We start from the raw sequence: 12,475 nt of genomic DNA, 5'->3' as shown, positions 1-12,475 counted from the left end.
TCTTCCGTTCACCCTGGTTGCCTACGGTCCACATGCCAATGACGTCGAACGATTGCCTGGGTAAATGGAACACATCACGCTGCTACTCGCGATTGTGATCGTGACAGCTCTAGTGTTCGATTTCACGAACGGTTTCCATGACACCGCGAACGCGATGGCGACCACCATCTCGACCGGTGCACTCAGACCGAAGACAGCGGTGGCCATGTCCGCCGTTCTCAATCTCGTCGGCGCGTTCCTGTCGGTGGAGGTCGCCAAGACGATCTCCGGCGGGATCATCAACGAGGACGGGCTGCGGACAGAAGTCATCTTCGCGGCACTCGTCGGCGCCATTCTGTGGAACCTGCTGACCTGGCTGGTCGGACTGCCGTCCAGCTCCTCGCACGCCCTGTTCGGCGGTCTGATCGGTGCGGCCGTGATGTCGGCCGGCTGGTCGTCCGTCAACGGCGGCACCGTCGTCACCAAGGTGCTGCTCCCCGCGGTCGCCGCCCCGATCGTCGCCGGTCTGGCCGCGCTGCTGGCCACCAGGCTGACGTACCGGATCGGCGGCAAGGTCCGCAACGACGCCCAGGAGAAGGCCACCGCCAAGGGGTACCGGGCCGGCCAGATCGCCTCGGCCGGACTGGTCTCGCTCGCCCACGGCACCAACGACGCGCAGAAGACCATGGGCATCATCACCCTGGCCCTGGTCACCGGCGGCGTCCTGCACCCGGGCGCCAACCCGCCGGTCTGGGTCATCGTCTGCGCCGGTACGGCCATCGCGCTCGGCACCTACCTGGGCGGCTGGCGCATCATCCGCACCATGGGCAGCGGCCTCACCGACCTCAAGCCGCCGCAGGGCTTCGCCGCCCAGACCAGCGCGGCCACGGTCATCCTGGCCTCCTCGCACCTCGGCTTCTCGCTCTCCACCACCCAGTCCTGCTCCGGCGCCGTGATGGGCGCGGGCCTCGGCCGGCAGGGCGGTGTGGTCCGCTGGTCCACCGCCACCCGGATGTTCGTCGCCTGGGGTCTGACCCTGCCGGCCGCCGGTCTGGTCGGGGCGGGCGCGGAGCTCCTCACCAAGCAGGGCACCTGGGGTGTCGTGGTCGTCGCGGCGCTGCTGGTCGCGGGCTCCGGTGCCATCTGGCTGGTGTCGCGCCGCAAGCCGGTCGGCCACGGCGACGTCGCCCCGTCGGACGGCGACGCCGAGCCCGCGGGCGTCGTCACCCAGGCCATCGCCGCCGTCAGCCCGCCGCCCACCGCGGCCGCGGTCCAGACGCCGGACCTGAACCTCATGACCACCATTCCGGCCCCGGCCGGAACCACCCAGGACCCGGCGCGACCCGCCACCGTCTGAGCCGGCCGTCTAAGGAATCAGCATGAACATCGACTGGGCAGCCCTCGGCTCCGTATTCGGCGTCTCCCTCGTTGTCACCGTCGCGCTGGTGGGCCTCTTCACCCTGGGCATCGTCGGCCTCTCCAAGCAGCCGGAACCGGCGGCGCAGGGCGGCTCCGGCGGCTCGCTGCTGCTGGCCCGCGCCGGCGCGTACGTCTGCTTCGGGCTGTGCGCGGCGGCCGTCGCGTACGGGATCTATCTGATCGTCGCCTGAGCCGCTCCCGCGCACGCTCTCCCGTCGGGCCGGACACCACGTGTGTCCGGCCCGATGTGCGTCTCAGCACACTGCGCCGTCGCAGGTCAACGGCAGGTTGACGGGCGTTCGCAGAGCGTGGTGGACTGCCGGAGCCAATTACGGCGACAGCAGAGGAAGCCGGTGCGAATCCGGCGCGGTCCCGCCACTGTCACCGGGGAGCGGTCCCCCACACCGGAAGTCACGGCTCGCGCGAGCGGGCTGGAAGGCCGGGGGAACCGCGGATCCGGGAGCCAGGAGACTCTCGTCGCCGGTCACGTCGAACCAGGGCGCGGACCCTGAGTGAGGACATATCGCCATGCCCGGCTGCCGTGCGTCCGCTGTCCCGGTGCTCTCGACGAGAGCCCTTTGTACGAAGGTCCGCCGAGGCGCGACGGCCGGCTGAGCCGTGCGAGCCGACCGCATCTTCGCGTACGGCGCCACGGCCGGCCTGATCGGCGACCTGCTGCTCGGTGACCCCCGCAGGGGACACCCGGTCGCCGCCTTCGGGCGGGCCGCGGCGGGCGTCGAGCGCCGTCTGTGGCGCGATCACCGCGGCTGGGGCGCGCTGCACACCCTCGTCTGTGCCGGAGGCGCCGCGGGCGGTGCCGCGCTGCTCACCCGTGCCGTGCGCCGCAGCCCCGCCGCCTCCGTGGCACTGACCGCCGCCGCCACCTGGTCCGTCGTCGGCGGTACGTCCCTGGGCCGCGAGGCGCGGGCCATCGGCTCCGCCCTGGCCGCCGGTGACATCGAGCTGGCCCGGGAGCGGCTGCCGCATCTGTGCGGACGCGACCCGCATTCCCTGGACGGACCGCAGATCGCCCGCGCCGTGGTGGAGTCCGTGGCGGAGAACACCTCGGACGCCGTGGTCGGCGCCCTGGTGTGGGGTGCGCTGGCCGGGGTACCCGGGCTGGCCGGTTTCCGGGCCGCGAACACCCTCGACGCCATGGTCGGGCACCGCTCGCCCCGGCATCTGCGCTACGGCTGGGCCTCGGCCCGCCTCGACGACCTCGCGGGCTGGCCGGGCGCCCGGCTCACGGCCCTGCTCGCCGTGGCAGCCGGGGGGCGCCCGCGTGGCGCGGTCCGCGCCTGGCGGGCCGATGCCGCGAAGCACCCGAGCCCCAACGCGGGCCCGGTGGAGGCCTCGTTCGCGGGTGCGCTCGGCGTACGGCTCGGCGGCACCCTCGCGTACGGCGGCCGGGTCGAGCACCGCCCCGTGCTCAACGGGGAGACGGGCCGGGCGGTGGAGACCGCGGACATCGAGCGGGCGGTGCGGCTGTCGCGCCGGGTGAGTGCGCTGGCGCTCGGCGTGTGCGTGGCGGGACGGCTCGGCGCGGCCCTCGCCGCACGGCGGATCGCGGGGCGCCGGAGCACCGCGACCAACCTTGCGGGACCTCGCATCACAGGACGGAGCAACGCATGAGCGGCGGGCTGCTGGTCGCCGGAACCACCTCCGACGCGGGCAAGAGCGTCGTCACGGCAGGGATCTGCCGCTGGCTCGTGCGCCGGGGCGTGAAGGTGGCGCCCTTCAAGGCGCAGAACATGTCGCTCAACTCGTTCGTCACCCGGGAGGGCGCCGAGATAGGGCGTGCCCAGGCCATGCAGGCCCAGGCCGCCCGCGTCGAGCCGAGCGCGCTGATGAACCCGGTCCTGCTCAAGCCTGGCAGCGACCGCTCCAGCCAGGTCGTCCTGATGGGGAAGCCGGTCGGCGAGATGAGCGCCCGCGGCTACCACGGGGGCAGGCAGGAGGCGCTGCTCTCCACGGTCGTGGAGTGCCTGGAGCAGCTCCGGGGCACGTACGACGCGGTGATCTGCGAGGGGGCGGGCAGTCCGGCCGAGATCAATCTGCGGCGCACGGACATCGTGAACATGGGCATCGCGCGGGCGGCGCGCTTCCCGGTGGTGGTCGTCGGCGACATCGACCGCGGTGGGGTCTTCGCCTCGTTCTTCGGTACGACGGCGCTGCTCGCCGCCGAGGACCAGTCGCTGATCGCCGGCTATCTCGTCAACAAGTTCCGCGGTGACGTGTCGCTGCTGGAGCCGGGCCTGGAGATGCTGCGGGACCTCACGGGCCGGCCGACGTACGGTGTGCTGCCCTTCGCCCACGGTCTCGGCATCGACGAGGAGGACGGGCTGCGGGTCTCGCTGCGCGGCGCCGTGCGCGAGTCGGTCGTCGCGCCGCCGCACGGCGAGGACGTGCTGCGCGTCGCGGTGTGCGCGGTGCCGCTGATGTCGAACTTCACCGATGTGGACGCGCTGGCCGCCGAGCCCGGCGTCGTCGTCAGGTTCGTGGACCGCGCCGAGGAGCTGTCCGACGCGGACCTGGTCGTCGTGCCCGGCACCCGCGGCACCGTGAAGGCGCTGGCCTGGCTGCGCGAGCGCGGCCTCGCCGACGCGCTGGTGCGGCGCGCGGCCGAGGGCCGGCCGGTCCTCGGCATCTGCGGCGGCTTCCAGATCCTCGGCGAGCACATCGAGGACGAGGTCGAGTCGCGGGCCGGACAGGTGGCGGGCCTCGGCCTGCTCCCCGTACGCATCCGCTTCGACCGCGAGAAGACCCTGGCCCGGCCCGTCGGCGAGGCGCTCGGCGCGCCGGTCGAGGGGTACGAGATCCACCACGGCGTGGCGGACGTGCGGGGCGGGGAGCCGTTCCTGGACGGCTGCCGGGTCGGCGCCGTGTGGGGCACCCACTGGCACGGCTCGCTGGAGAGCGACGAGTTCCGCCGCCGCTTCCTGGCCGAGGTCGCCCGTGGCGCCGGCCGGCGTTTCGTCCCCGCTCCGGACACCTGTTTCGCGGCGCTGCGCGAGGAGCAGCTGGACCGCCTCGGCGATCTCGTCGAGGAGCACGCGGACACCGACGCACTGCTGCGGCTCATCGAGTCGGGCGCGCCGTCGGGTCTTCCCTTCATCGCTCCGGGAGCCCCCGCCGCCCCCGCGGCCCCGGGAGGCCGCCGATGAACAGCGTGTCCCGAGACCGCCTTCTTCATGCCCATTCACCCGCAGGAGGGATCGCCCCGTGAGCACGCATTTCCCGTTCACCGCCGTCGTCGGGCAGCAGGACCTGCAACTCGCCCTGCTCCTCAACTCCGTCGCACCGAACATCGGCGGCGTCCTCGTGCGCGGGGAGAAGGGCACCGCCAAGAGCACCGCCGTGCGCGCGCTCTCGGCGCTGCTGCCCGAGGTGGACGTCGTCTCCGGCTGCCGTTTCTCCTGCGACCCCGCGTCGCCCGACCCGGCGTGTCCGGACGGCCCCCACGAGGTCGGGAACGGTGTGTCGCGGGACGCCCGGATGGTGGAGCTGCCGGTCGGCGCGTCCGAGGACCGGCTCGTCGGGGCGCTCGACATCGAGCGGGCGCTCGCGGAGGGCGTGAAGGCGTTCGAGCCGGGCCTGCTCGCCGACGCGCATCGCGGGATCCTCTACGTCGACGAGGTCAACCTGCTCCACGACCACCTCGTGGACCTGCTGCTGGACGCGGCGGCGATGGGTGCCTCGTACGTGGAGCGCGAAGGCGTCTCCGTACGGCATGCGGCTCGTTTCCTGCTCGTGGGGACGATGAACCCCGAGGAGGGCGAGCTGCGGCCGCAGTTGCTCGACCGGTTCGGGCTGACCGTGGAGGTCGCCGCGTCCCGGGAGACCGATCAGCGGGTCGAGGTCGTGCGGCGGCGGCTCGCGTACGACGACGACCCGGCGGCGTTCGCCGCCAAGTGGGCCGACGAGGAGGACACGTTGCGGGCGAGGATCGTCGCCGCGCGTGCCCTGCTGCCCGAAGTACGGCTCGGCGACGCGGCGTTGCGGCAGATCGCGGCCACCTGCGCGGCCTTCGAGGTCGACGGGATGCGCGCGGACATCGTGATGGCGCGGACGGCCACCGCGCTGGCCGCCTGGGCGGGGCGCACGGATGTGCTCGCCGAGGACGTACGGCAGGCCGCCCTGCTCGCCCTCCCCCACCGGCGCCGGCGCAATCCCTTCGACGCGCCGGGCCTCGACGAGGACAAGCTCGACGACACGCTGGAGCAGAACGGCGGCGAGGACGACGACCCGGACCCGGACGGCCCGGGTGGCGGCGGCCGCCCCCCGCGGGGCGACGGCCCCGACACGCCGCCGGACCCCGGGGGCGAGTCCGGCGACACGCCCGCTCCGTCCGTACCGGAACAGGGCCGGGAACAAGGGCAGGGGCAGTCCTCCGGGGGCGGTGAGCGGCAGCCGGTGGGCGCCGCCGAGCCGTTCCGCACGAAGATGCTGAGCGTTCCCGGGCTGGGCGAGGGCGCGGCGGGGCGGCGCTCCCGGGCCCGTACCGAGCACGGGCGTACGACCGGCGCACGGCGTCCGCAGGGTGCCCTGACCAAGCTGCACCTGGCGGCGACCGTGCAGGCCGCCGCCCCGCACCAGCGGACGCGGGGCCGGTCCGGGCGCGGGCTCGTGGTCCGGCGGGACGATCTGCGGCAGGCGGTCCGGGAGGGGCGCGAGGGGAACCTCGTGCTCTTCGTGGTGGACGCCTCCGGGTCGATGGCCGCCCGGCAGCGGATGGCCGCGGTGAAGGGTGCGGTCCTCTCGCTGCTGCTGGACGCGTACCAGCGGCGGGACAAGGTCGGGCTGATCACCTTCCGGGGCAGGGACTCCGAGGTGGCGCTGCCCCCGACGTCGTCGGTGGACGCCGCGGCGGCGCGGCTGGAGCTGCTGCCGACCGGCGGGCGCACCCCGCTCGCGGCCGGGCTGCTCAAGGCCCATGAGGTGCTGCGGGTGGAGCGGTTGCGCGATCCGTCGCGGCGGCCGCTGCTGGTCGTGGTGACCGACGGGCGGGCGACCGGGGGGCCCGATCCGGTGGCACTGGCCTCCCGGGCGGCGCGGCTGCACGAGGCGGAGGGCATCGCGTCCGTCGTCGTGGACTGCGAGTCGGGGCCGGTACGGCTCGGCCTCGCGGGAAGCCTCGCGCGCGATCTCGGGGGCAGCGCCGTCACGCTCGACGAATTGCGGGCCGAGGCGATCGCCGGGCTCGTCAAGGACGTTCAGGAAACCAACAGGAGGGCCGCGTAATGCCGCAGGGACAGCCGACCACCGTGCCCGACGACGGGCTCACGACCCGTCAGCGCCGCAATCGTCCGCTGCTGATGGTGCACACCGGCATCGGCAAGGGGAAGTCGACGGCGGCCTTCGGGCTCGCGCTGCGCGCCTGGAATCAGGGGTGGCCGATCGGCGTCTTCCAATTCGTCAAGTCGGCGAAGTGGAAGGTCGGCGAGGAGAACGCGCTGAAGGTCCTCGGGGCCAGCGGCGAGGGCGGGTCCGTCGTCTGGAACAAGATGGGCGAGGGCTGGTCGTGGGTGCAGCGCGACGGCCAGATGGACAACGAGGAGGCGGCGCGCGAGGGCTGGGAGCAGGTCAAGCGCGACCTGGCCGCCGAGACGTACCGGCTGTACGTCCTCGACGAGTTCGCGTACCCGATGCACTGGGGGTGGATCGACACCGACGAGGTGGTCGAGGTGCTGCGCGAGCGCCCCGGTGCGCAGCACGTGGTCATCACCGGGCGCAACGCGCCGCAGAAGCTGCTGGACGCCGCCGATCTGGTGACCGAGATGTCGAAGGTCAAGCACCCGATGGACGCCGGTCAGAAGGGCCAGCGGGGCATCGAATGGTGAGGCACCGGAAGTGAACATTCCTCGTCTGGTGATCGCCGCGCCCTCGTCGGGCAGCGGCAAGACCACCGTCGCCACGGGGCTGATGGCGGCCTTCGCGGGTCGGGGCCTCGCCGTGTCCCCGCACAAGGTCGGGCCCGACTACATCGACCCCGGCTACCACACGCTGGCCACGGGCCGGCCCGGACGCAACCTCGACGCGTACATGTGCGGCCCCGACCGGGTCGCCCCGCTGTTCGCGCACGGGGCGCGGGGGTGCGACCTCGCGGTGGTCGAGGGCGTGATGGGGCTGTACGACGGTGCGTCGGGGCAGGGCGAACTGGCGTCGACCGCCCAGGTGGCGAAGCTGTTGCGGGCGCCCGTGGTGCTGGTCGTCGACGCGTCGTCGCAGTCGCGTTCCGTGGCCGCGCTGGTGCACGGCTTCGCCTCGTGGGATCCGCAGGTGCGGCTCGGCGGGGTGATCCTGAACAAGGTCGGCTCCCAGCGGCACGAGGCGCTGCTGCGGGACGCGCTGGAGGAGTCCGGTCTGCCGGTGCTCGGGGTGCTGCACCGGGCCGAGCAGGTGGCCGTGCCGTCGCGCCATCTGGGTCTGGTGCCGGTGGCCGAGCGGCGCGGCGACGCGGTGGGCGCGGTCCAGGCGATGCGGGAGCAGGTGGTGGCGGGGTGCGATCTGGAGGCCCTGATGGCGCTGGCCCGGTCCGCGCCCGCGCTGCCGGGCGAGGTGTGGGACGCGGCGGGGGAGATCGGCGGCTGCGGCGGGCCCGTGGAGCTGTCCGCCCCCGCCGGGCGCCCGGTCGTGGCGGTGGCCTCCGGCGCCGCGTTCACCTTCTCGTACGCCGAGCACACCGAGCTGCTCACCGCCGCCGGGGCCGAGGTCGTGCCGTTCGATCCGTTGCGGGACGAGAAACTGCCCGAGGGCACCCGGGGGCTGGTCATAGGCGGGGGCTTCCCGGAGGTGTACGCGGGTGAGCTGTCCGCCAACGCGGCGCTGCGCGGGGCCGTCGCCGGGCTGGTGGAGTCCGGGGCTCCGGTGTCCGCCGAGTGTGCCGGGCTGCTGTACCTGGCGCGGTCGCTCGACGGGCTGCCGATGTGCGGGGTGCTCGACGCCGAGGCCCGGATGTCGAAGCGGCTGACGCTCGGCTACCGGGAGGCCGTGGCGGTCTCCGACAGCGTGCTGGCGGCCCCCGGCACCCGGGTGCGCGGTCACGAGTTCCACCGCACCGTGCTGGAGCCGGGTGCCGGGGCCGATCCGGCGTGGGGCATGCACCAGCCGGAGCGGCGGGTCGAGGGGTACGTGCAGCGGGGCGTGCACGCGAGCTATCTGCACACGCACTGGGCCTCGGCGCCCGGCATGGCGCGCCGGTTCGTCGAGCGGTGCCGGGGGTGAAGCGCCTGCGGCGCTCAGTCCGCGATGCCCACCACGAGCCAGATGAAGCCCACCCCGGCCACGGTGCACAGCAGCGTGGAGCGGGCCGGGTGCCGGTGGTGTGCCTCGGGAAGGATCTCGGCGGCGGCGAGGTAGAGCAGCGCGCCGCCGAAGAAGCCGAGATAGCAGCCGAGAAGTTCCGCCGGAAGGGTGAACAGGAGCGTCGTCGCGGCGCCCACGATCGGTGCCAGCGCGTCCGCGAACAGCATGATCATGGCCTTGCGGCGGGCGTTCCCGTACAGGCTGGTGATCGTGTAGGTGTTGAAGCCGTCGGCGAAGTCGTGCGTGATGACGGCGAGCGCGACGGCGGCTCCCATGCCGGCGCCCACCTGGAAGGCGGCGCCGAGTGCGACGCCGTCCATCAGGCTGTGGCCGACCATCGCCGCCGCTGCCGTGAGCCCGACCTGCGGCACCCGTTCCTCGCCCGCGCCGTGTGCCGCCTGGCGTACCGCGAGCAGCCGCTCCACGAGGTGGGCGAGGAGGAAGCCGCCGACGAACAGGAGCAGGGCGGCCGGGACGCCGAAGACGGGTTCGCCCGCGGCCTCGATCGCCTCCGGCAGCAGGTCCAGGCCGACCACCCCGAGCATCAGCCCGCCGGCGAAGCCGAGCACCAGGTGACGGCGGTCGGTGACGCGCTGGGCGACCCAGCCGCCTGCCAGGGTCATCAGGAACGCGCCGAGCGCGACGAACACCGCCATGCGCTCTTGCTAGCCGATCGCCCCCGGTGCGCGCATCTCAGCACGCCCGCACATTCCTTACGAACCGCGCATTCCTCGCGACCCGCGCATTCCTTGTGAACCACGCGCACTTCTCGCGCCCCGTGCATTGCTTGTGAACCGCGCACTCCTTGTGATCCGTGCGTTCCTTTTGAACCGCGCACTCCTGTGAAGGGAATCCGCTCCATGCCCGCATCCCCCGACACGGCCGCCTCGGCCGCCGCGCCCGGCGCGTCGCTCGCCGTCGGGGTCGGCGCGTCCAGGGGCGCACCGGTCGACGAGATCCTCGGGCTGATCCGGGACACCCTGCGCGAGGCCGGGCTCTCGCCGACGGGCATCGCGGAGTTGGTGACCGTGGACGCCAAGGCGGACGAGCCGGGCATCGTCGCGGCGGCCGCGGCGCTCGGCGTACCGCTGCGGACGTACCCGGCCGGGGAGTTGGCCCGGATCGAGGTGCCCGGTCCGTCCGGCGCACCGCTCGCCGCCGTCGGGGCGCCGTCGGTCGCGGAGGCCGCCGCGCTCGCGGCGGGAGGTGAGCTCCTGGTGCCCAAACGGAAGTCGGCCCCGCGGGGGCGGGCGGCGATGGCGACCTGTGCGGTGGTGCGCCGCGGTCCGCCCGTCCCGGTCGTCGACGCCCTCCCGGCACCGGACGTACCTCCCGGTCCCGGCCGTTGCGTGAAGCCCGGTGCCGGGCGCATAGTCGTTCTGCCGTACTCAGAGGATGAACCGGGACGGCCGCGGCAGCCGGCCCCCGTCCCCACGACGACGGCCATCACCACCATCACCCCCACGGCGGTCATGCACACTCCCACCGAAAGTCCCGACGCAACAGGCGCGGGCGCGCACGATCTGCGGCACCACGGTGACGCGGAAGTACGGGGACGGGACCGGGATCTGACCGATCTCGCCGTCAACGTACGGGCCGGTACTCCCCCGGCCTGGCTGAGGGAACGGATAGCCGGGTCGCTGGGCTCGCTCGCCGCCTACCCGGACGGCCGGGCCGCTCGGGCGGCGGTCGCGGACCGGCACGGGCTGCCGGAGGAGCGGGTGCTGCTGACGGCGGGTGCGGCCGAGGCGTTCGTGCTGATCGCGCGGGCGCTGCCGGTCTGCCGTCCGGTCGTGGTCCATCCGCAGTTCACCGAGCCGGAGGCGGCGCTGCGCGCGGCCGGGCACGAGGTGGGGCGGGTGCTGCTGCGGGCCGAGGACGGGTTCCGGCTGGACCCGTCGGCGGTGCCCGAGGACGCGGATCTGGTGGTGGTCGGCAATCCGACCAACCCCACGTCGGTGCTGCATCCGGCGGCGATGGTGGAGCAACTGGCCCGTCCCGGCCGGACGCTGGTGGTCGACGAGGCGTTCATGGACGCGGTGCCGGGCGAGCGCGAGACCCTGTGCGGGCGTACGGACGTCCCGGGGCTGGTCGTACTGCGGAGCCTCACCAAGACCTGGGGGCTCGCGGGGCTGCGGATCGGTTACGTGCTGGCCGAGCCCGGGATCGTCCGCGCGCTGGAGGAGACCCAGCCGCTGTGGCCGGTGTCGGCCCCGGCGCTGACCGCCGCCGAGGCGTGCATGGAGCCGCGGGCCCTGGCCGAGGCTGCCGCCGCCGCCGAGCGGATCACGGTGGACCGGGCCCATCTGGTGGCGGGGCTCAGGGAGTTCACCGAGGTGCGGGTGGCGGAGCCGGCCGAGGCGCCGTTCGTCCTGGTGCGGCTGGAGCGGGCCGCCGAGGTGCGGGAGCGGTTGCGGCTGCTGGGGTTCGCGGCGCGGCGAGGGGACACGTTTCCCGGGCTCGGTCCCGAGTGGCTGCGGCTGGCCGTGCGCGACCGTGTCACGACGAACCGTTTCCTCCAGGCGTTCGACCAGGCGCTGCAGACGCTGGGCACGGCAGTGCGCTGACGGGGCAGCCGGTGAGAAACCGGCACCGGCTGCCCCGCTCGGGCGCCCTCGGGGCAGGTCAGCTCCGGGCGCGCCGCCTGGCAACGACCACCGCCCCGGCGCCCGCCGCCAGCAGTACGGCCGCGCCGCCCGCGAGGTACGGAGTGGTGGAGCTGCTGCCCGTCTCCGCGAGGTTCGATCCGGCGGCCGGTTCGTTGCCGGTGCCGGTCTGGGGCTTCACGCCGCCGCCGCTGGTGCCGCCGCTTCCGCTGTTGCCACCGTCACCGGACCCGCCGCCGGTCGAACCGCCGTTGCCCGAACCACCGCTGTTCGAGCCGCCGCCGGTCGAACCGCCGTCGCCGGACCCGCCATCACTGGACCCGCCGGTGCTCGAACCACCGTTGCTCGAACCACCGTTGCTCGTACCGCCATTGCTCGTACCACCGCTGTCCCCGCCGCCCGGTCCGGTCGACTTCGGCGTCTCGCAGGTCGCCTCGGCGAGCGTGATCTCGCCCTGCACATCGGCGACGTTCAGCTTGAGCGGGTTGACGGAGACCTTCAGCTGCAGCGCGGTCGCCGCGGCGGTGCGCGAGGTGGTGTGCGTCTTCGAGAGGTCCAGGGTCACCTCGCCGACGGCCGGGACCGCGACCCGTGTGGTGCCGCCCGCGGTGAGGTCGATGCGCTTACCGAGGACCGACACGTGTCCCAGCACGTTCGACTCGGCGACCGGCTTCCTGCCCACCTCGCAGACCGCCCTGGACGTGACCTTCTCCACCTCGATCAGCGAGAGCAGCGGCAGTCCGGGCACATGCACCCGGGCCTTGGCCACATTGCTGTAGCCCTCCGCCCGGTGCTTGTCGGCGGTCGCGTTCGCGGTGGCCACATCGGCGGCGAGCACGCTGACCGGCCGGCCGCCCTCCACGCCGTCGAGCCGTACGCTGAGCGCGGTCTCCTTGGCGTCGGCGGGTGCCTGCACCTCGTTGAGCGTGGCCTTGAGCGGCACGTCGACCGTCTTGTTCAGGAGCGAGACGTCGAGTGCGGTACGGAGCACGACCGCGCTCGCCTTCCCGCCACCGGTGGTCGTGGTGGCCGCGGGTGCGGCCTGCGCCGGGGCGGCGACCAGCAGTGCGACGGGAGCGGCTGCGACCGCCAGGGCGGCCAGGCGGAAGGTGTTGCTGTTCAAAGTGGTGGAACCCCCACAAGAGACATGGAGCCACCGGTGCCGT

General features: G+C 73.7%; 10 protein-coding genes and 1 riboswitch. Of the genes, 8 read left to right on the top strand and 2 right to left on the bottom strand.

Going from position 1 to position 12,475, the window contains the following annotated elements; genetic code table 11:
* Positions 1–64: 64 nt before the first annotated feature.
* From OG842_RS30200 to OG842_RS30170, 7 genes are all read left to right on the top strand, one after another.
* The gene (locus OG842_RS30200) at positions 65–1,336 is read left to right on the top strand and encodes an inorganic phosphate transporter (RefSeq protein ID WP_266736398.1); all 1,272 of its coding nucleotides are present in this window, start codon (positions 65–67) and stop codon (positions 1,334–1,336) included.
* A gap of 22 nt (positions 1,337–1,358) precedes the next feature.
* Complete coding sequence (locus OG842_RS30195) at positions 1,359–1,589, top strand: hypothetical protein (protein ID WP_124718378.1); 231 nt, start codon at positions 1,359–1,361, stop codon at positions 1,587–1,589.
* A 153-nt stretch (positions 1,590–1,742) separates the two neighbouring features.
* Positions 1,743–1,871: riboswitch (cobalamin riboswitch) on the top strand.
* A 145-nt stretch (positions 1,872–2,016) separates the two neighbouring features.
* Positions 2,017–3,030: a cobalamin biosynthesis protein gene (locus tag OG842_RS30190; protein ID WP_266736400.1), complete on the top strand. Its 1,014-nt coding sequence runs from the start codon at positions 2,017–2,019 to the stop codon at positions 3,028–3,030.
* On the top strand, positions 3,027–4,562 hold the full coding sequence (locus tag OG842_RS30185; RefSeq protein ID WP_266736402.1) for a cobyric acid synthase: 1,536 nt from the start codon (positions 3,027–3,029) through the stop codon (positions 4,560–4,562). The genes OG842_RS30190 and OG842_RS30185 overlap by 4 nt, the downstream gene beginning before the upstream one ends.
* A gap of 58 nt (positions 4,563–4,620) precedes the next feature.
* Positions 4,621–6,639, top strand: coding sequence for a putative cobaltochelatase (locus OG842_RS30180; RefSeq protein WP_266736403.1), 2,019 nt, complete (start codon positions 4,621–4,623; stop codon positions 6,637–6,639).
* On the top strand, positions 6,639–7,238 hold the full coding sequence (gene cobO, locus OG842_RS30175) for a cob(I)yrinic acid a,c-diamide adenosyltransferase (protein WP_266736405.1): 600 nt from the start codon (positions 6,639–6,641) through the stop codon (positions 7,236–7,238). The genes OG842_RS30180 and cobO overlap by 1 nt, the downstream gene beginning before the upstream one ends.
* Positions 7,239–7,248: 10 nt before the next feature.
* Positions 7,249–8,622, top strand: coding sequence for a cobyrinate a,c-diamide synthase (locus tag OG842_RS30170; RefSeq protein WP_266736406.1), 1,374 nt, complete (start codon positions 7,249–7,251; stop codon positions 8,620–8,622).
* A gap of 14 nt (positions 8,623–8,636) precedes the next feature.
* Here OG842_RS30170 and OG842_RS30165 read toward each other — a convergent pair whose 3' ends face one another.
* Positions 8,637–9,359, bottom strand: a complete 723-nt coding sequence (locus OG842_RS30165) for a ZIP family metal transporter (RefSeq protein WP_266736408.1) — start codon at positions 9,357–9,359, stop codon at positions 8,637–8,639.
* 204 nt (positions 9,360–9,563) lie between these two features.
* Between OG842_RS30165 and cobC the strand changes: the two genes are divergently transcribed.
* Positions 9,564–11,270 (top strand): Rv2231c family pyridoxal phosphate-dependent protein CobC, encoded by a 1,707-nt coding sequence (gene cobC / locus OG842_RS30160; RefSeq protein ID WP_266736410.1) that lies wholly within the window; start codon positions 9,564–9,566, stop codon positions 11,268–11,270.
* Positions 11,271–11,328: 58 nt separating this feature from the next.
* Here the strand turns inward: cobC and OG842_RS30155 are convergent, their stop codons facing one another.
* The gene (locus OG842_RS30155; protein ID WP_266736411.1) at positions 11,329–12,432 is read right to left on the bottom strand and encodes an SCO1860 family LAETG-anchored protein; all 1,104 of its coding nucleotides are present in this window, start codon (positions 12,430–12,432) and stop codon (positions 11,329–11,331) included.
* Between the last annotated feature and the right edge of the window lie 43 nt (positions 12,433–12,475).

Source organism: Streptomyces sp. NBC_00376, assembly GCF_036077095.1.
Classification (GTDB): Bacteria; Actinomycetota; Actinomycetes; order Streptomycetales; family Streptomycetaceae; genus Streptomyces.
This window is presented reverse-complemented; position numbering and strand designations above follow the sequence as displayed.

What these genes read in the sequence shown, in the direction of transcription:
- OG842_RS30200 (WP_266736398.1), top strand. Translation starts at nt 65, where the DNA reads ATGGAACACATCACGCTGCTACTCGCGATTGTGATCGTGACAGCTCTA.
- OG842_RS30195 (WP_124718378.1), top strand. Translation starts at nt 1,359, where the DNA reads ATGAACATCGACTGGGCAGCCCTCGGCTCCGTATTCGGCGTCTCCCTC.
- OG842_RS30185 (WP_266736402.1), top strand. Translation starts at nt 3,027, where the DNA reads ATGAGCGGCGGGCTGCTGGTCGCCGGAACCACCTCCGACGCGGGCAAG.
- cobO (WP_266736405.1), top strand. Translation starts at nt 6,639, where the DNA reads ATGCCGCAGGGACAGCCGACCACCGTGCCCGACGACGGGCTCACGACC.
- OG842_RS30165 (WP_266736408.1), bottom strand. Translation starts at nt 9,359, where the DNA reads ATGGCGGTGTTCGTCGCGCTCGGCGCGTTCCTGATGACCCTGGCAGGC.
- cobC (WP_266736410.1), top strand. Translation starts at nt 9,564, where the DNA reads ATGCCCGCATCCCCCGACACGGCCGCCTCGGCCGCCGCGCCCGGCGCG.